General features: G+C 70.0%; 15 protein-coding genes and 2 pseudogenes. 7 read left to right on the top strand and 10 right to left on the bottom strand.

Going from position 1 to position 17,375, the window contains the following annotated elements; all coding sequences use genetic code 11:
• Nucleotides 1-23 precede the first annotated feature (23 nt).
• The 4 genes and pseudogenes from ACN20J_RS48275 to ACN20J_RS48260 form a co-directional block, all read left to right on the top strand.
• Nucleotides 24-944, top strand: a complete 921-nt coding sequence (locus ACN20J_RS48275) for a LysR substrate-binding domain-containing protein (protein WP_419668616.1) — start codon at nucleotides 24-26, stop codon at nucleotides 942-944.
• Between the two features lie 442 nt (nucleotides 945-1,386).
• On the top strand, nucleotides 1,387-1,836 hold the full coding sequence (locus ACN20J_RS48270; RefSeq protein WP_419668615.1) for a hypothetical protein: 450 nt from the start codon (nucleotides 1,387-1,389) through the stop codon (nucleotides 1,834-1,836).
• A gap of 106 nt (nucleotides 1,837-1,942) precedes the next feature.
• Entirely contained in the window at nucleotides 1,943-2,926 is a 984-nt protein-coding gene (locus ACN20J_RS48265) for a hypothetical protein (RefSeq protein WP_419668614.1), read from the top strand.
• A gap of 21 nt (nucleotides 2,927-2,947) precedes the next feature.
• Nucleotides 2,948-3,094, top strand: a pseudogene (locus ACN20J_RS48260) (dihydrofolate reductase family protein); the annotation flags it as partial.
• Here the strand turns inward: ACN20J_RS48260 and ACN20J_RS48255 are convergent.
• From ACN20J_RS48255 to ACN20J_RS48230, 6 genes and pseudogenes are all read right to left on the bottom strand, one after another.
• Nucleotides 3,095-3,303 (bottom strand): annotated as a pseudogene (locus ACN20J_RS48255) (IS5/IS1182 family transposase); the annotation flags it as partial. It abuts the pseudogene before it with no gap.
• Between the two features lie 11 nt (nucleotides 3,304-3,314).
• Nucleotides 3,315-4,256 carry a TIGR03619 family F420-dependent LLM class oxidoreductase gene (locus tag ACN20J_RS48250; protein ID WP_419668613.1) on the bottom strand — a complete coding sequence of 314 codons (942 nt, stop codon included), beginning with the start codon at nucleotides 4,254-4,256 and terminating at the stop codon, nucleotides 3,315-3,317.
• An 87-nt stretch (nucleotides 4,257-4,343) separates the two neighbouring features.
• The gene (locus ACN20J_RS48245) at nucleotides 4,344-6,041 is read right to left on the bottom strand and encodes an amidohydrolase (RefSeq protein WP_419668612.1); all 1,698 of its coding nucleotides are present in this window, start codon (nucleotides 6,039-6,041) and stop codon (nucleotides 4,344-4,346) included.
• Nucleotides 6,042-6,063: 22 nt separating this feature from the next.
• On the bottom strand, nucleotides 6,064-7,062 hold the full coding sequence (locus ACN20J_RS48240; protein WP_190231534.1) for an ABC transporter permease: 999 nt from the start codon (nucleotides 7,060-7,062) through the stop codon (nucleotides 6,064-6,066).
• Complete coding sequence (locus ACN20J_RS48235) at nucleotides 7,059-8,684, bottom strand: sugar ABC transporter ATP-binding protein (RefSeq protein ID WP_419668611.1); 1,626 nt, start codon at nucleotides 8,682-8,684, stop codon at nucleotides 7,059-7,061. Before ACN20J_RS48235 ends, ACN20J_RS48240 begins: the two co-directional genes overlap by 4 nt.
• A 9-nt stretch (nucleotides 8,685-8,693) precedes the next feature.
• On the bottom strand, nucleotides 8,694-9,728 hold the full coding sequence (locus ACN20J_RS48230) for a sugar ABC transporter substrate-binding protein (protein WP_419668610.1): 1,035 nt from the start codon (nucleotides 9,726-9,728) through the stop codon (nucleotides 8,694-8,696).
• A gap of 240 nt (nucleotides 9,729-9,968) precedes the next feature.
• Here ACN20J_RS48230 and ACN20J_RS48225 point away from each other — a divergent pair, with 240 nt between their 5' ends.
• Both ACN20J_RS48225 and ACN20J_RS48220 read left to right on the top strand, forming a co-directional pair.
• On the top strand, nucleotides 9,969-11,006 hold the full coding sequence (locus ACN20J_RS48225; protein WP_189842364.1) for a helix-turn-helix transcriptional regulator: 1,038 nt from the start codon (nucleotides 9,969-9,971) through the stop codon (nucleotides 11,004-11,006).
• Between the two features lie 117 nt (nucleotides 11,007-11,123).
• Nucleotides 11,124-11,696 carry a MarR family winged helix-turn-helix transcriptional regulator gene (locus tag ACN20J_RS48220; RefSeq protein ID WP_189842571.1) on the top strand — a complete coding sequence of 191 codons (573 nt, stop codon included), beginning with the start codon at nucleotides 11,124-11,126 and terminating at the stop codon, nucleotides 11,694-11,696.
• Nucleotides 11,697-11,940: 244 nt separating this feature from the next.
• On the opposite strand, the gene ACN20J_RS48215 is transcribed toward ACN20J_RS48220, so the two are convergent.
• Together ACN20J_RS48215 and ACN20J_RS48210 are read right to left on the bottom strand one after the other, a co-directional pair.
• Nucleotides 11,941-12,663 (bottom strand): gamma-glutamyl-gamma-aminobutyrate hydrolase family protein, encoded by a 723-nt coding sequence (locus ACN20J_RS48215; RefSeq protein ID WP_246575559.1) that lies wholly within the window; start codon nucleotides 12,661-12,663, stop codon nucleotides 11,941-11,943.
• Nucleotides 12,660-14,150: an aldehyde dehydrogenase gene (locus ACN20J_RS48210; protein ID WP_361995690.1), complete on the bottom strand. Its 1,491-nt coding sequence runs from the start codon at nucleotides 14,148-14,150 to the stop codon at nucleotides 12,660-12,662. Before ACN20J_RS48210 ends, ACN20J_RS48215 begins: the two co-directional genes overlap by 4 nt.
• A 116-nt stretch (nucleotides 14,151-14,266) precedes the next feature.
• Between ACN20J_RS48210 and ACN20J_RS48205 the strand changes: the two genes are divergently transcribed.
• On the top strand, nucleotides 14,267-14,977 hold the full coding sequence (locus ACN20J_RS48205) for a type 1 glutamine amidotransferase (protein ID WP_361995691.1): 711 nt from the start codon (nucleotides 14,267-14,269) through the stop codon (nucleotides 14,975-14,977).
• 90 nt (nucleotides 14,978-15,067) lie between these two features.
• Here the strand turns inward: ACN20J_RS48205 and ACN20J_RS48200 are convergent, their stop codons facing one another.
• Both ACN20J_RS48200 and ACN20J_RS48195 read right to left on the bottom strand, forming a co-directional pair.
• Nucleotides 15,068-16,525, bottom strand: a complete 1,458-nt coding sequence (locus ACN20J_RS48200; protein WP_361995693.1) for an APC family permease — start codon at nucleotides 16,523-16,525, stop codon at nucleotides 15,068-15,070.
• Between the two features lie 202 nt (nucleotides 16,526-16,727).
• Nucleotides 16,728-17,354: a TetR/AcrR family transcriptional regulator gene (locus ACN20J_RS48195; protein WP_189842368.1), complete on the bottom strand. Its 627-nt coding sequence runs from the start codon at nucleotides 17,352-17,354 to the stop codon at nucleotides 16,728-16,730.
• Nucleotides 17,355-17,375 lie beyond the last annotated feature (21 nt).

The raw sequence follows: 17,375 nt of genomic DNA, 5'->3' as shown, positions 1-17,375 counted from the left end.
GGTCTGATTTCCTCTATCAGTAAGTGGCTGAGCGAATAATGGTTGAGGTCCGGCAGGCCCGCTATTTCGTCGCGGTCGCCGAAGAACTCCACTTCGGCCGTGCGGCGCAGCGGTTGCAGATGTCCCAGCCACCGCTGTCCCAGGCGATCAAGCAGCTTGAACAGCAGCTCGGCTGCGAACTGCTGCACCGCACCCAACGGTCGGCCGCCCTCAGCCCCGCCGGAGCCGTGTTCCTGGACCACTGCCGCGCCCTGATCCGGCAGGCCGAGGAAGCCGAAACCGCCGCCCGTCAGGCCGCCACCGGGCGCGGCGGACGACTGAGTCTGGGCGCCGTCGCCTCGGCCTTCTCCTGGCCCCTGCCGCTGGTGCTGGAGCAGTTCCACAAGGAACTGCCGGACGTCGATATCCGCACTCAGGAGATCGACACCCACGAGGCCGCGGCAGGGCTCCTCGACCGCTCGCTCGACTGGGCGATCGTGCGCCAGACCGCCCCCGTACGCGGAACCACGGCGACCTCGCTCTACGCCGACCGGTTCGTCGCCGCCCTGCCGGTCCGCCATCCAGTCGCCGAAGCCTCCGGGCCGCTGGATCTGGCGGACCTTGCGGGCGCTCCGTGGGTATGGCTGCACCGCCATATCTCACCCGACTACCACGACGCCATGGCGGCCCTGTGCCGAGCAGCCGGTTTCAGCCCCGTCCCCAACCACTGGGCACGGTCGGTGACCTCACAGATCGCCATGGTCGAATGCGGCCTCGGCGTCACCGTCGTGCCAGCCACCGCGTCCGCGTCACATCCCGCTGTCCGGTTCAGAGCACTCCGCCACGCGACGGCGACCATCGAACTCACCGCCATGACGAGATCCGACCCCGGCGCACTGGCCGAACTCCTCACCGCCCTGGCGGCACAACTGACCACAGCACAGGCACCGCCACCGCCCAACTGACTGCGGACGGCCCTCGACAGCACCCCGGCCACGAGCGGATCGTGTCGGCCGTCCCGGAAATCCGCCACCGATTCGCCGCCTCGCCTCATCCCACCGGGCATGAGGCGAGGCGGAGCCTGTCCGGAGTGCCCGGGAACTCGCGGACTGCCTGGAGGAGTTCATGCCCGGGCCGGCCGGTGATCCGCCGGTGCTGATTCCGTTCACGACGGCGGTGATGGAGTGCTACGCCGATGCGAGGTGAGGCACACCGGCAGGACACCGAGCCGGGCTCCGGCGGCTGACGCACCGGTCGGTCCCGATAGCAGCACTGCCCTGACACCTGTCAGGACCGTGCAGTGCCTCGCCCGACTTAGTCTCAGGGCCGATCAACACGGGGGGCTCGCGCAGGCGGCCGACTACTGCCGAAGCGCCACCCCGTTCCGTACGCCAACGGAGGAGCATCGTGACAACTGCACGTCGTGTGGTGGGATCCATCGCGGTCGCCGCAGCACTGATCGCCGGTAGCACCGTCCTGGCCACCGCGCCGGCTGCCGCGAAGGGGGGAACCGAAGCCGCGCCCGCCCAGGTCCAGCTGGCCAGCTGGGACAGCAACGTCTACCTCTACTACAGCGGCTCCAGCAACAGCTCCTGGAGCAAGTACGGCACCGGGGTCAATGACTTCGCGGGGCACACTTTCGCGGCCGACGGCGAGGGCCACGGCCAGAACGTGAAGAACAACGTGTACCGCGCCTGGAACAACGATCAGAACTTCAGGGCCCGCATCTTCTACAACGAGAACCAGAACGCCAGCGGCGACGCTCCCTACGACGACGTCTGGCCCGGAGAGTCCCGCGCGCTGAACTCCGAAGTACAGAACAACAACGCCTCGCTCGGCTGGTACTACGCCGGCTGAGGCCAGTCCGGCCCGCCCGCGCATTGGCGGGCGGGCCCGCACTGCCGCACGCACACCCGCACCCGCCCCCCCCCCCCCCCCCCCCCCCCGGAAGGGATACGACAACATGCCGGCGCGACGAATTCACAGGGCCCGGCGTCTCGGGGCGGCCGTCGTCCTGCTCGCCGTCACGGCGGGGTGCGCGCAGGGGCAGGCGGCGGAGTCGACGCCGGCGCCCACTCCATCCGGGACGCCGACGGCTTCCGGGCCGCTTCCCGTCGTCGCGGTGCCGAAAATGCTCGATGTCAGTTCCCTGGTACTGCCTGTCGAGCCCTACCTGTTCACTGATCGCCAGGTGGGGCGCCTGTTCCGGGCCAAGGCGGTGCTGACCGAGTCGTGCATGCGGCGCTTCGGCCATTCCTGGCCCGCCCCCACCGGTCCCATCCCGGAGACGGGCACGCTGAACCCGGCCAACACGGCGCACCGGTACGGCATCACGGACGCGGCCAAGGCGGCACGCTATGGCTACCACCCGGTTCCCGGCTCGGTGCCGCCGCAGGTCAAGGACAAGCCCACGGGGCCGCAGCCGGGGCGTGAGGCCATGCTCGTTCTGCGCGGGTTGAATCAGGACGGCACACCGGCGGCCGCCGACTCGCGCGGTCGTCGGCTCCCTGCGGGCGGTTGCCAGGCCGAGGCCACGAAGGCGCTGTCGGGGGACCCACAGAAGCTGGGGAACCGGGAGCTCGTCGGCGCGGTCAACATCGGCAGTTACCGTGACTCACAGCGCGATCCTCGTGTGGTGGCGGTCTTCCGCGCCTGGTCACGGTGCATGAAGCGGCAGAACAACGACTACACCTACGCCGACCCGACCCGGGTGCCGGGCAAGGACCCCAAGTTCAACGGTCCGACGGCCGGCCGGGCCGAGCTCGCGCTCGCGAGCGCGGACGTGGCCTGCAAACGGGAGACGAACGTCATCGGCGTCTGGTCGTCGGTCGACGCGGCGTACCAGCGGCGGGCGATGGCTGCGAAGCAACGGCAGCTCACCGCCGTCAAGAAGGACATGCGTACCCAACTGGCCAACGCCGACCAGGCACTGGCTGGGCGACGCTGACAAGCACTGCGGCGGGAGCGGCAGCACGGCCTCGTCGACGAGTACCGGCTGACCATCCATCCGGTGATCATCAGCAGCGGCAAACGGCTGTTCGCCGACGGAGCGATCCCCCCTGCGCTGGAGCCGGTCAGCGTCTCGACGACGAAGGGCGGCACCATCGTCGTCGTCTTGCTTCAGGCAGTTCATGCACCGCTCGACGATGTTGCGCTGCTTGCAGGTCTCGCGGCCGAAGGCCGGTGGCCTGCCGCCCGGCTTCCCCGCCGCAACCGGTGACGTCGCTGGTCTGCCTGGGCAGGGACCACCGTCCGGATACCGTGCTTGCGCAAGTGGCTGCGGATCGCGCGGGAGGAACGCGCCTTGCCGGCCGGAACCGTGTCCGCCCCCGGCATCAAGCAGTCAGCGCGTTCACGCGGCGCATCACGTCACGGCAGAACGAGCCGATCGCGTCCGGGTCGTCGATGAACTGGTTGGGCTTGACGCAGAACGTCGTGAAGCCCTGTTCCAGCTGTTCCGGGATGCTTGCGAGCGCCGCGCCGAGGTCCGCCGTGGAGTGGTCGTCGGGAAACACGGCCTGGGTACCGCCGATCATCTCCATCTCGGCGACGTTCCGGCCTGCCGCGGCCATGGCGTCCTTGAGCACCTGTATGTCCTGCGGCGTCGGTCGGCCCAGCGGATGGAAGCCGTGGCCGTACTGTACGAGCCGGCGCAGGACGGGGCCGTTGAGACGCTGACCGCCGAACCACAGCCTCGGACCATCGGGACGGAAGGCCTTGGGCTCGAAGTAGACGTCCCGGAATGTGTAGTGCTCGCTCTCGTGGGAAATCGGGGACGGCCCCCAGGCCTTCGCCCAGATGTCGAGGTGTTCGTCGAGCAGCCGCCCGCGCCTGCCGAAGGGGACACCGAGGGCCTCGTACTCGTCCTTGCTCCAGCTCACCGTCGGCTGCACCAGCAAGCGGCCCTCACTGATCAGATCGAGAGTGCCCAGTTCACGGGCCATGAGCAGAGGATGGCGCAGGGGTGCCAGCACCGCGGCGGCGGCCAGGCGCAGGCGTTCGGTGACGGAGGCGATGGCCGACAGCAGGAGCAGTGAGTTCGGCCAGGGGGTGTACGGGTCCTGGTTGCCCGGGAGGGCGTAGTCGCGAGGGTTGCCCATGATGCCGTCGGCGGCCGCGTCCGGGCCCAGCACGACGTGCTCGCTGACCATGACGGAGTCGAAGCCGGCGTCCTCGGCCTCGCGGGCCCATCGCACGGCGGCGGGCAGGTCGGCCCGGCCGCCGGTCAGGGTCCAGTTCTCGCTCAGGACCAGCAGCATGCGTGGCGTGTCGATCATCGTGGGCATCCTTCACTTGCGCCGGCCGCAGAAGACCAGCATATCGTTTGATCTCAAATGTATTAGCGGGGCGGGTAGCCGGGAAGATCAGCGCTCGTAGACGACGCGCCCGTCGAACACCGTCAGATCCACCTCTGCGTCAGTGATCGAGTGCGGGTCCAGGTCCAGCAGCGGGCGGTCCAGCACGCACAGGTCTGCGACCTTGCCGACCTCGATGGACCCCTTCCAGCCCTCGGCGAAGTCCTGACGGGCCGGATTGATCGTGTAGGCGCGCACGGCCTCGACGAGCGACACGCATTGCTCGGGCCCGCTCGGCCGACCGCTGGCCTTCGACTCCCGCAGCATCATCGCGGCCACTCCCTGCCGCCAGTCGGGCTCGGTGATCGGCGCGTCGGAGCTGGCGCAGACCGTGACGCCGGCCTCGACGGCGGACCGTACGGGCCACTGGTAGGCGGAGCGGTCGGGGCCGACGACCTCGTCCATCAGGTCGGAGATGGTCCACTTGATGGCGGGGTTCATGTTGACGCCGTAGCCGTGCGCGGCAAGCCTTGCGAGGCTGGCCGCACCGACGAAGTCGCCGTGGATGACGTAGTGCCGGGCATCCGGACGGGGCACAGCCGCGTTCGCCGCGAGGAAGGCGTCGACCACCGTGTCGATGGCCAGGTCGCCGGTGACGTGCACGCCGAGCTGGAAGCCCGCCTCGTGGGCGACGCGGATCATCTCGGACAACTCGTCGCTCCGGAGCCCGGGGGTGTCTCCATGCACGCACAGCGCGCCGTTGCCGCCGTCGGCGTACGGCTCGCTCATCAAGGCCGTGCCGTTGGGCGGCACCCCGTCGGCAAAGATCTTGACGCCGATGGCGTTCAGGAGGCGCGGGTCCCCGGACTCGGGGCGCCGTAGCTCGGCCAGCCCCTTACGCACGTCGTCGGCCGAGCCGCCGATCGGCGCGGGCAGCAGCAGCACGCTGACCCGGGCCTGGAGTTCGCCGCTCGCGGCGAGGTCGGCGTAGGCGGTCCAGTTGTCGGTGCTCAACCCGCCGAAGAGGGAGGTGGCCCCGCCCGGGCCGAGGCCCGGTTCTGTGTAGCTGGTGATGCCACGTGAGTGCAGTTCACGCACCACGCTCTGGATGGCCCGACGGCGTTGACCGGCGTCGGGCGAAGGCAGTTCGGCCTGTACGAGCTCCTGAGCGGCCTCGCGCAGGATGCCCGTGGGTTCCCCTGCGGAGTCGGTGTCGATGACGCCGCCGGGGAGCGGCGCGCTTGCCGCGTCGATGCCGCACAGGCGCAGCGCGGCGCTGTTGACCCACACGAGATGCGAGGAGAAGTGGGTCAGACAGACCGGGTTCCGCGGTGCGACCGCATCCAGGTCCCGGCGGTGCGGGAAGCGGTCCGGGTCGGCCAGGCACTCCGCCAGATACCCGGCGTCCCAGCCCAGTCCGATGATCCACTCGCCGGGCCGGGCCACCTCGACCGCCTGCTCCACGGCGGCGACGATGTCGGCGATGGACCCGACCGACGGGTGGCCGACGTCGAGGGCGAACGGCGGCTTCGTCATGCCGTACGCGGCCCCGTGCAGGTGGGAGTCGTTGATGCCCGGCAGGACGGTCCGGCCGTCGAGTTCGACGACCCGGGTGCCGGGTCCTGCCATGGCGCGCATCTCGGCGTCGCCGCCGACGGCGACGATGTCCCGGCCGCGTACGGCCACGCCCTCGGCCACGCCGAAGTCGTCGTCCACGGTGAGGACCTGACCGCCGGTCAGGATGAGGGAGGGGGCGTTGTCGTTCACGTGAGTCCTCTCGGAGTGGGAGTCACCGGGTCAGCCGCGGGCCGAAGTAGGCGAGTGCCGCGCCTGCCACCAGGGCGGTGCCCTGGGCCATCTGCTGCCAGAACGTCGGCACGCTCAGCAGTGTCAGTCCGTTCTGCAGGCAACCCAGAAAGAGCACGCCGAGCAGGACACCGAAGACGGAACCGGAGCCACCGGTGAGCGCGACGCCACCCAGCAGTACGGCGGTGAGTACGGTCAGTTCGAAACCCGCGCCCGAGGTCCCGGCGACCACGCTGTCCAGCACCGACGCCTTGATCGCCCCGGCAAGGGCCGCCGCCACGCCCGTGACGACGAACAGCGCGAAGGGCGTCCGGCGGATGTCGATGCCGGAGAGGTGGGCGGCCTCCCGGTTGACGCCGATGGCGAAGACGTGCCGCCCGGCCGGGGTGAGCGCCAGGAACAGCGCACCCGCCACGAGGACGAGCGCGGCGATGACGACCGGCGCGTCGATCCCCGCGATCCGCGATCCGCCGAGCCAGGCGAACCCGGACCCGAAGCTGCTCAGTGGCAGCGGGAAGAGCTGCTGTGCCAGTCCGCGCACCGCTGTCAGCATGCCCAGCGTCACGATGAAGGCGGACAGCCCCAGGTAGCAGCACAGGATGCCGTTGACAGCGCCCACCGCCGCACCCACGGCGAGCGCGCCGAGTACGGCGACGACGGGCGGCTGGTGCTGCTGTCCGGCGAGCCAGCCGGCCACGAGTCCGCCGACGGCGAGCGTGGAGCCGACCGAGAGGTCGAGGTAGCCGCTGATGACCAACAAGGCCAAGGGCACGGCCACAATGGCGAGGGTGGCCGCGTCGACGGCGATGCCGCGCAGATTGCCGGGGTCGAGGAAACTGCCGGTCGTCAGCTGGAAGACCAGCACCATGAGGGCGAGGACGACGAGCAGGGGATTCCGCCGCACCGAGTTCAGGCCGCCTCCGGCCAGGGCGCGCGGGCCCGGTGTCAGGCGGTTGGTGGGGGCCGTGGTCGCGGTGGTCATGCCGCTCCTTCCGAGGTCATGGAGGCCGGGTCGTCGGCGTCGTGGACGGCCGACAGCAGGGCGGCTTCGGTGAGCTCGGCACCGTTCAGTTCGCCCACGATGCGGCCTGCGGAGACGATCAGACATCGGTGGGCGAGCGCGACGACCTCCTCCGGGTCACTGGAGGCGAACAGCACGGCGGTACCCCGCTGTTCGGCGAGCGCCGAGACGACCTGATAGATCTCCTGCCGGGCGCCGACGTCGACACCCTGGGTGGGCTCGTCGAGGAGCAGGACGTCGACGCTGCGGGCCTCGTTGATCCACCGGCCCAGGACGAGCTTCTGCTGGTTGCCGCCGGAGAAGGCGGCCGCCGGCAGTCGCGGCCGGGCGGGGCGCAGCCCGACCGCCTGGGACATCGCGTCGAAGACCCGCCGTTCGGTGCCCAGCGCCCGCAGCCCGTACCGGGCGAGCGGACGGATCGTCGGCAGGAGCGCGTTGTCCTGGGCGCTCAGCACTGGGAACAGGCCCTGTCTGCGCCGGTCCGCCGGTACGAGGGCGATCCTCGCGGCCAGCGCGTCCGCGGGACGTGCGGGCGTGACGACCCGCTCCCCCACCCGCACCGTTCCGCCCGAGGCCCGGCGCCCGCCGAAGAGGGTCTCCAGGATGCGCGTACGGCCTGAGCCGATCAGCCCGTACAGTCCGACGATCTCGCCTTCGCCGACGCCGATCTCCACGGGACCGAAGCCGGGACCACGGAGCCCGTCCGCCATGAGCCGGGGGGCTCGCGGAACTGCGGGGGCGCCGATGGCAGTCTCAGCCACGGCACCGCCGGTCGTCCCGAGGTTGTCGGCTGTCCCGAGGTTGTGGGCTGTCTTGTCTTCTGCCGTCTTGTCTTCTGCCGTGCCGTGCGGAACGGGCTCCGGTCGACCGACAATGACGTCGACCAACTCACTCCGTGTGTACCCCGACACTGTCGAGTGGTGGGCGACCCTGCCGTCACGCAACACCGTCACCGCGTCCGCCAACCGTTCCACCTCGGCGAGCAGGTGGGTGACGTAGACGATGGCCAGACCCTGGGTGCGCAGGTCCTCGACCCGTTCGGCCAGGGCGCCGCTCTCGGCCCCGGACAGGGCGGCGGTGGGTTCGTCCAGGACCAGCACGGAGGCGCTGCGGCTGAGGGCTTTGGCGATCTCCACCAACTGCCTCTGCCCCATGGGTAGTTCACCCACCCGGTCACGCGGCGAACAACTTGCCGCGACCCGCTCCAGCAGTCCGGCCGCCATTTCCTCCTGGGCACGGCGGTGAACGGTGCCGTACCGGGTCCACTCCTGACCGAGGAAGATGTTCTCGGCCACCGTCAGGGAGTCGACGACGCTGAGTGACTGGAAGATGATCGCCACGCCCGCGGCGATCGACTCGCGCGGACTCAGCCGCGCATGGGAGATCCCGCCCACTTCGATCGTGCCTGCGTCCGGCGGAAAGGCGCCGCCCAGGCACTTGATCAAGGTGGACTTGCCGGCGCCGTTGTGGCCGAGGAGAGCGTGCACCTGACCGGCCGGGACGGTGAGATCCACGCCGTCCAGGACCCTGACGCCACCGAAGGACTTGCTCAGCCCGCGTATCCGGAGATTTGGATCCGTCATGGCCGGCGCCTAGGAGTTCTGCGCGAGCAGGTCGTCGATCCTCGCGGTGTCGCCGCGCCCGACGAGCGTGATCGGCACCTGGACACTGGGCTTCGCCTTTCCCGCGGCAACCGCGAGGGGCACGTCGACGACGGCGTTCGCGATGTCCTTCGGGGCCAGTGCGGCCGAGGAACGGTAGAACGTGCCCTTCTTGATGGCGAGGAGGGAGGGGGCGGCTCCGTCCTGCCCGCCGACGAAGGTCTTGGCGTCGGTCGCCTTCCGGCCCGTCTGCTGCAGCGCCTTGAAGCCGCCGTACGCGGCGGCGTCCGTGACCCCGAGAATGAGATTGAGGTCGGGGTGCTTGGCGAGGACGGCGCGGGACTTCGACAGTCCGGTGTCGGGGTCGATGGCCTGCTCCCGGGCAACCACGTCGACACCGGGCGCGTTCTTGGTGAAGGCGTCGATCATGCCCTTCGTGCGTTCGCGGCCGAGCTGGATCGTGCTGTCGGTGAGGAAGGCGATCTTTCCCTTTCCGCCGAGCTCCTCGTTGGCCCACTTCGCGGCGGCCTCCCCGAGCAGCCTGCCACCCTCGAGAAAGCTGAACTGGATGTCCGCGCTCTGGTGTTCCAGCGATCCGCCGTACGTCACCCAGATCAGCCCCGCGTCCAACGCCCTCTTGGCAGTCGCCTCGGTGGCCTCGAAGACCATCGGGAACGACACGATGGCCGGGATCTTCTGAGTGACCCATGTACTGAGGTTGGTGGCCTGGGTGTCGGGGTTGCTCGCGTCGCTCGTGGTCAGCAGGGAGACGTCGTGCTTCTTCGCGGCGGCGGTGGAGAGTTTCACGAGCGTCGAGTAGAGCGGGAGCTGGGTGAAGGGATAGTCCAGGCCGATCTTGGCAAGGGTCCTCGACCCCGCCGACGCGTTGGCGGGGTCGGCCGTGCTCGTGCCGTCGTCCGGGGCGGAGCAGCCCGCGGCGGCCAGCCCGGTAGCGGCGAGAACACCGCCGGAGAGAGCCAGGAACTGCCGGCGCGAGGCCGGGGAAGGGTACGGGGTTCTGGTCATGGCGGGACTCTCCGTGAGGATGCGGCCCGAAACGGCTGCGTCGGGCATCCGGCTGTGGCGAACAGGAAAGACCCAGGCGTCCCGACCACGCCATCCGTAGAAATACCGACTGTCGGAGAGACCGGGCAGTGACCAGCGGGAACTCGGTTGCGAAACGGTGAACGGCTTGTCCGGCCCACCCGAAGCCCATATCGTTAGGAGCCAAACGACATCCTTGGTCGTGGCTTCCCGGAGGCCCTCATGGTCAGCCACCATCAGCTCGCGGCAGCGACCCGCATCGGAATGCTCACCCGCGAACGCGACACCGCTTCGGCCTGCACCCAGGCGCTGCACGAACTCCGCCGCGCCCTGCCCCTCGACGCCGCAACTCTGCTCGCGATCGATCCGATCACCGGAGCACATCTGCAGGTCGCGGGCATCGGCTACACGTCCACGACGTCCGAGTCGCTGGCCGCCGAGTTCGTCTCGACCCCGTGGTACGCCAATGTCGTACGGCAGACACTCCCGCCGTCCATCACCGAGGACGCCGAGGACACGGCGTCCGTCGGGCAGCGTTTCCGCAACGGCTGGTTCTACGCCGAGCGGGTTCGGCCGGCCGGGTTCCGCGACGCGCTCACCGGCGCCCTGCGCCACCACGGCCGTCTGGTCGGCCTGGTCAACGTGTCCGTCGAGGGATCAGGCACGTACGACACGGAGGCGCGGCACCTGCTCGCCTCGATCCTGCCTGCACTGGGCGCCCTCGCCGACCCAACGGGCCACATCGGTGACCTGCACGACCTTCCGGCGGCCGCGGGAGCGAACCTCGTCACGGCCGAGGGCGTCGTCGACCTCCCGGGCCGGCACCCTGCCGACGTTCTGGCCGACAACGAATTCCGTCGTCTGGTGAGCGCGTTCACCGACTCGGGCGGCCTTCGACTGCGGGTCCTGTGGCCGGTCGGCCAAGGATGGAACCGTGTGATGCTGCGCCGGTGCACGACGGGATCGCCGATCGCACGAAGGGCGGTCCTCGTGTCCGAGACGCCCGCGCAACTGCCGTACGGCCTGAGTCCGCGCGAACTGGAAGTGCTCACACGGGCCGCCAGGGGCCAGACCAACCAGGCCATCGCACAGGCGCTGTTCCTGTCCCCGCGGACGGTTCACAGCCACATCGAGCACCTGCTCCGCAAGACGGGCTGTGCCTCACGGGCCGAGGCCACAGCCCTCGCCGTGCGCGATGGCGTGCTGAGGCCCACCCCGCAGGACGTGGAGCACTTCGTCGAGCGGGTGCCCGCCGATTGAGAAGACCGAGCGTGCAACCAGCGCCCGCTGCAAGAGATGGAACGCCGGTCCCTGAATCCCCCCACCTTCTTCTAGCTCTCGTACAATTTGGCTCCGAACGATCAAAGGAGCATGCCTGTGCCCGGCCACCGGTCCATCACCGAAGCGGAGAAGCTGGCAGCGGCGAAGCTCGGGGGGACGCCGATCCACCGCGAGCAGATGGCGGTGGTCGCCAACATCTACCGCGCCGCGTCGGCCGTCCGTCAGCACCTGGAGAACTCGGTGCTGCGCGGCGCCGATCTGACCTGGACGGCGTTCGTCGTGCTGTGGGTGGTGTGGGTCTGGGGCGAGTCGGAGACCCGGCACATCGCGGAAGAGGCGGGGATCTCCAAGGGGACTCTGACCGGGGTGTCGCGGACGCTGGAGGGGCGGGGGCTGGTCAAGAGGACCGGTCACCCTTCCGACGGCAGGCTGGTGCTGCTGAGTCTCACCGAGGAGGGCGAGGCGCTGATGCAGCGGCTGTTCCCGGAGTTCAACCAGGAGGAGGCGTTCGTCGCCTCACGGCTCAGTGACGAGGAGTGCCGGGACGTCGCGGAAGGGCTGCGACAGGTCGTGCGGCAGGTCGAGGAGCATGGTGAGGAGCGTCGCCTGACCCTCCTCGACGGTGCCAAGCCGACACAGCGCCGCAGCGGGCGGCGCGCGAAGGGCTGAGAGCCCCTCGCGAAACGGCCGCGAGGAGTTCTGGCAACTCGGCCGGGATCATCGACACATCGGCCGACGTGCCCCGCCGCAGGATGTCCGTCACGGTTCTCGTATCTCCTTGCCGGGGATGCGCGAGCTCTGGCCGAGTTCGCGCGGCAAGGGCCTTTCGGTCCGTCCGGCCGCGGTCGCCCATCGCGGCAGATCGACCGGCGACTCGTTGAAGCAGAGAGTTCTCCACCTCGCCATGGCGGGGTCAGTGTCTGTCGCGGGCAGCTCGCACCAAGGCGTCGAAGAGGCCCTGCTGCGCGGGGTCTTCGTGGGCGGTGTCCTCCGGGTGCCACTGGACGGCGGTGAACCATCCGTGGAGGCCCGGGTGTTCGAGTCCCTCGACCGTTCCGTCGGCGGCACGCGCGCTGACCGTGAGTCCCGCACCGGGGCGGTCCACCCGCTGATGGTGGTAGCAGGATGCCTCCGTCTTCTCCACGCCGGTGGCCAGCTCCAGCAGGGTGCCGCGTTGGATCGCCACCGGGTGCACGACGTGCCGGTGTTCGCGCTCGGGACCGCCCATGTCCTGTTCGAGGGTGCCGCCCAGGGCGACGTTGACGACCTGAAGGCCGCGGCAGACCGCCAGCACGGGCAGGCCCATGTCGAGTGCTTGGCGGGCGACTTCGAGGTCGAAGGCGTCCTGGAGGTCGTCGACGTCGTAGACGCTGGCGTGGACACCTTGCGCGCCGTAGTGGTGCGGGGCGATGTCTCCGCCGCCGGGGAGCAGGATGCCGTCGAAGCGGGCCAGTCGGGATGCGACGTCTCCGGACGCGGGGTGGATGCTCGCCGGTTCGCCGCCGGCCCGCCAGACGGCCTCGATCAGAGCGCGGGCGTTGACCTCGGCGGCGTACCGGAGCGCGGAAGTCGTCGCGGAGAAGCGGGCGGGGATGGCGATCAGGGGGCGTACAGGGGTGACAGGAGTGCGGGTCACAGCTGGATCCAGGTGGTCTTGAGCTCGGTGTACTTCTCCAGGGCGTGGGCGGACTTGTCCCGTCCGTTGCCCGACTGCTTCATGCCGCCGAAGGGAACGGTCAGGTCGCCCTCCTCGTAGCAGTTGACCCACACCGTGCCCGCCCGCAAGGCCCGGGAGACCTTGTGGGCGGTGGACAGGTCGGAGGTCCACAGGCCGGCGGCGAGGCCGTACTCGGTGGCGTTGGCCAGCCGTACCGCCTCGTCCAGGTCGTCGAAGGCGAGCACGGACAGCACCGGGCCGAAGATCTCCTCGCGGGCCAGCCTCATTCCTGGGTCGACGTGGTCGAAGACGGTCGGTTCCAAGTAGCTGCCGCCGGTGTCGGCAAGGGTGCGGGAGCCGCCCGTGAGCAGGCGGGCACCTTCGGCCAGACCCGTACCGATGTGGTCCTGTACGCGCCCCAGGTGGTCCTCGCCGACCAGGGCACCCATCTCGGTGGCGGGGTCGAGCGGGTCGCCGATGCGCAGTTCGCGGGCGCGCCGGACGATCGTCTCCGTGACGCGGTCGGCGATCGAGGAGTGGACCAGCAGCCGGGAGGGGGCGGTGCACATCTCGCCCTGGTTGAAGAAGATGCCCCAGGCGGCGGTGGCGGCGGCCCTTTCGAGGTCGGGGGCGTCCGGGAGGATGATGTTGGGCGACTTGCCGCCCAGCTCCAGCCAGACGCGCTTGAGGTTGGAGTCGGCGGCGTAGCGCAGGAAGTGGCGTCCGACGGCCGTGGAGCCGGTGAAGGCCAGGACGTCGACGTCGGGATGGAGGCCCAACGCCCGCCCCGCCACGGGCCCGTTGCCGTTGACCACGTTGAGTACGCCGGGGGGAAGCCCGGCCTCGGTCGCGATCCGGCCGAGGAGCAGCGCGGACAGGGGTGAGTTCTCCGACGGCTTCAGTACGACCGTGCAACCTGCGGCCAGCGCGGGGGCGACCTTCCAACCCGCCAGCGTCAGCGGGAAGTTCCAGGGAACGACCGCTCCGACCACCCCGGCCGGCTCCCGGGTGATCAGGGCGAGGGAGTCCGCGGCGGTGTGCGGGGACTCGTCGGTCAGTTTGTCCGCCAACTGCCCGTACCAGCGGAAGGTGTTGATGAGGGCACGCAGTTCGATCTCGTACGCGTCCGTGATGGACTTGCCCATCTCCAGGCTGACGGTGAGCGCCAGTTCCTCGCGTCGCTCCTGGAGCACATCGGCGATCCGCAGCAGCGCCCGACCCCGCTCGGCAGGCGCCAGGCGCGGCCACGGACCGGTGTCGAAGGCACGACGGGCGGCGGCCACGGCCGCGTCCACCTCGGCGGTGCCGCCGTCGGCGACCTGAGTCAGCACCTGGCCGTCACGGGGCGAGACGGCGGCGAAGACCGCACCGCCACCACCCTCGTCGGCGCCGTCGATGTGATGGGCGCCGGACAGGTCCAGGGACTTGGCGCGGCGCTGCCACTCCTCGTGGGTGACGTCCAGCATGCGGAGACCTCCTGGAGTTTATTTGAATCCAAACGATAAGCTGTGCGTGGAGCGCTCGCAAGCGCCCACTGAATCGATCCGGCAGGTCCGCGGACCCCGGGGAAAGGAGCGACACCGTGCGCGCACTCGTCCTTCAGCACGACCATGTGACGGAACCCGGGCTGGTCGGGGCCAGGCTCATGGAACGCGGATACGACCTCACCGTTCTGACCGTCGTACCCGAGCACCGCCACCAGGCCCCGGACGTGACGTTCGACTTCCCCGAGGCCGACGGCTGGGACCTGGTCGTGTCACTCGGCGCCCCGTGGTCGGTGTACGACGAGAGCGCCGTCGGCAGCTGGATCGGCGGTGAGCTGGCACTACTGCGCAAGGCCCACCACCTCGGCATCCCGGTCCTCGGCGTCTGCTTCGGCGCCCAGGCGCTGACCGCGGCGCTCGGGGGTTCGGTCGAGGCGTCGCCGCGCCCCGAGATCGGCTGGGTCGAGGTCGACACGGACGATCCTTCCCTGGTGGGGACCGGCCCCTGGTTCCAGTGGCACTACGACCGCTGTGTCCCGCCGCCCGGAGCCGTGGAGGTGGCCCGCAACGCCGTGTGCGTGCAGGCCTTCCGGGTCGGCCGCAGTCTGGGGGTGCAGTTCCACCCGGAGGTCACCACCGGGATAGTGCGTGACTGGCTCGACCTCGGCGGCGCGGAGCAGTGTGCACAGCACGGCGTGGACCCCGGCGAACTGCTCGCCCGATGCCGGGAGTTGGAGCTACCTGCCCGGGTAAACGCCCACCGCCTGATCGACGCGTTCCTCGACCGGGTGGCCGCCTCGGCCGACTGACCGCCTGCCGGAGCGGAGAGCGATACCCGGCCGACCTCCCGGACCGAGTGGCGGGCGGGGCCGGCTGCCGGCCCCGCCCGCCGTCCCACGTCAGCCGTCGACCGTCGCCCTGCCGCGGGTCAGCCGCGCCGTCACCACTCCCGCGACGAGGACCGCCGGGACGGTCAGCTCCAGCCAGATGGCCGTGCTCTGCTCGCCGCCGATGAGCGTGGTGAAGTTCTCCATGATCAGCCAGATCGCCCCGGCCATGCCGAGCGCACCCAGGGCCGGGGCGATCAGCGTGTTCCACGGCCGGGTGTCCAGCCGCTCGCGGCGGAAGAAGGCGACCACGGAGAGCGAGGTGAGCAGGTACAGCAGCATGATCCCCAGGACGGCCACTCCGCTGCCCCAGGAGAACAGGGCGAGGACGGGGTCCTTGCCGGCCAGTGCGAAGGGGACGACCAGGACAACCGCGATGGCCGTCTGGACCCAACCGGCCACGGCGGGCGAGTGACGGCGGTTGATGGCCGACAGCCTGCGGGGCAGCAGACCGTCACGGCTGAGCGAGAACAGGTAGCGGTTGGCGGAGTTGTGGAAGGCGAGGATGCCGGCGAACAGGGAGGTGGCCAGCAGGATGGGCAGGACGTCGTTCACCCAGGTGCCGAACAGGTCGGCGATCGGCGCGAAGACGAAAGCCGTCGAGTCGCCGCCCTCCAGAGCCCTGCCCGCGGCGTCGGTGGCCTTCGAGGCACCGTACGAGGAGATCAGCATCCAGGAGGCGAACGCGAAGAAGCCGGTGACCAGGGCGACAGCCAGATACGTGGCCCGCGGCACTGTTTTGCGCGGTTCGCGCGCCTCCTCGCCGTAGATCGCGGTGGCCTCGAAGCCGATCATCGACGCCACGGCGAACATCAGCGCCACACCCGGCGCCCCGTCGAGGGCCGCACTCGGCGAGAACGACTGGGCGACACCGAGCCCCTCGGGCCCACCCCCCTTGAAGAGGGTGACCAGTGCGAAGACCGCCAGGATGCTGAACTCCGCCAGCACGAACACCGCCAGCACCTTCGCGCCCATCTCGATGCCCACGGCGCCCAGCACCTGGACGATCGCCATGGTGACCACGGCACACACCCACCAGGGCACGTCCGCACCCGTGTAGTGATCCAGCAGACCGCTCACGGTGGCGCCGTAGAGGCCGTACATGGCGGCCTGGATCGCACAGTAGGCGAACAGCGCGATCCCTGCGCTGCCTGCCCCGAGGGACTTACCGAGGCCCTTGCCTATGTACGTGTAGAAGGCGCCGGCGTCCACGACGTGCCGCCCCATGGCCACGAAGCCGACCGAGAACAGGAGGACGATCACACCGGCCGCCAGATAGGCGGCGGGAGCGCCGGCGCCGTTGCCGATGGCCACGGCGATGGGCACCGCGCCCGCGACCCCGGTGAGCGGCGCCTGCGCGGAGAGGACGAAGAAGAGGATGCCCATGACGCCGAGCGAGTTGGGCTTGAGCTTGCCTGCGGTGGAGGCGTCGGGCGCGGTCTGGTTCGCAACCGCCGTCTGACTGTCCACTCGGATCACCTGCCAGGGAGGAAGAGGGAATCGTTTCAGGCCAAACGAGTTGCCTCATAGTGGGGTGGAACTATCCGTTTGACAAGGGGTCGCGCGGAGATTCTCGGACTCCTCGCGCTTCCTTACGGGGCCGTAACCGCTGCGCAATGTCCGTGGCCCGGGCCGCGGACATCCAGGGCCTCGGAACACGCAGGTCAGCGGGTCAGACGTCGCCTCCCGGAGTGTCGTTCCCGGCGGCGACGAGCAGCCGAAGCAGGGCGCGCAGCTCCTCGATCGCGGCATCGGTGGTCTCGGGCTCACCGAAGACGAGCTGGTGCAGCACAAGACCGTCCAGGGCCGCGAAGACGAGCCGGGTCAGCGGGCGGCCGGCACCGTCGGGCAGCATGCGGGCCAGCTCGCGCCCGCTGGCGTCGAAGTACTCGTCGTACAGCGCGCGCAGGTGCGGCAGCAGTTCGGGGCGGCGCCGGGACTCCAGCAGCAGCTCGTACTGGAAGGCCTGTATGTCCGGATCGGCGGTGACCATGTCGGACACCCCCACCGAGAAGTCCGCGACCTTGCCGGTGCCCGGCTCCAGGGCGCTGGTGTTCAGCGAGGTACGGATCGCGTGAGCGAGTGCCTCCTCGATCAGCGCGTCACGGGAGCCGAAGTGGTGGACCACAAGACCGTGGGTGGTACCCGCCTCCTGCGCGACCGCCCGGTAGGTGAGCTTGCGCAGTCCGCCCTGCGCCACGACCCGTACGGCGGCGTTGAGGAGAGCCTCCCGGCCCTCCCCGTAGTTCATGCGCCGGCGCGGCTTGCGGCCATCAGGAGTCTCGGCGGATTCGGTCATGGCTGCGACCCTACCCGGCCG

Origin of the sequence: Streptomyces sp. 2-1, assembly GCF_048564895.1 — a bacterium.
Lineage (GTDB): Bacteria > Actinomycetota > Actinomycetes > Streptomycetales > Streptomycetaceae > Streptomyces > Streptomyces phaeochromogenes.
This window is presented reverse-complemented; position numbering and strand designations above follow the sequence as displayed.

Excerpts from the sequence above, each read along its gene's own strand:
- ACN20J_RS48225 (WP_189842364.1), top strand. The coding sequence starts at position 9,969 with ATGGTCAGCCACCATCAGCTCGCGGCAGCGACCCGCATCGGAATGCTC.
- ACN20J_RS48230 (WP_419668610.1), bottom strand. The coding sequence starts at position 9,728 with ATGACCAGAACCCCGTACCCTTCCCCGGCCTCGCGCCGGCAGTTCCTG.
- ACN20J_RS48195 (WP_189842368.1), bottom strand. The coding sequence starts at position 17,354 with ATGACCGAATCCGCCGAGACTCCTGATGGCCGCAAGCCGCGCCGGCGC.
- ACN20J_RS48240 (WP_190231534.1), bottom strand. The coding sequence starts at position 7,062 with ATGACCACCGCGACCACGGCCCCCACCAACCGCCTGACACCGGGCCCG.
- ACN20J_RS48250 (WP_419668613.1), bottom strand. The coding sequence starts at position 4,256 with ATGATCGACACGCCACGCATGCTGCTGGTCCTGAGCGAGAACTGGACC.
- ACN20J_RS48210 (WP_361995690.1), bottom strand. The coding sequence starts at position 14,150 with ATGCTGGACGTCACCCACGAGGAGTGGCAGCGCCGCGCCAAGTCCCTG.
- ACN20J_RS48265 (WP_419668614.1), top strand. The coding sequence starts at position 1,943 with ATGCCGGCGCGACGAATTCACAGGGCCCGGCGTCTCGGGGCGGCCGTC.
- ACN20J_RS48235 (WP_419668611.1), bottom strand. The coding sequence starts at position 8,684 with ATGACGGATCCAAATCTCCGGATACGCGGGCTGAGCAAGTCCTTCGGT.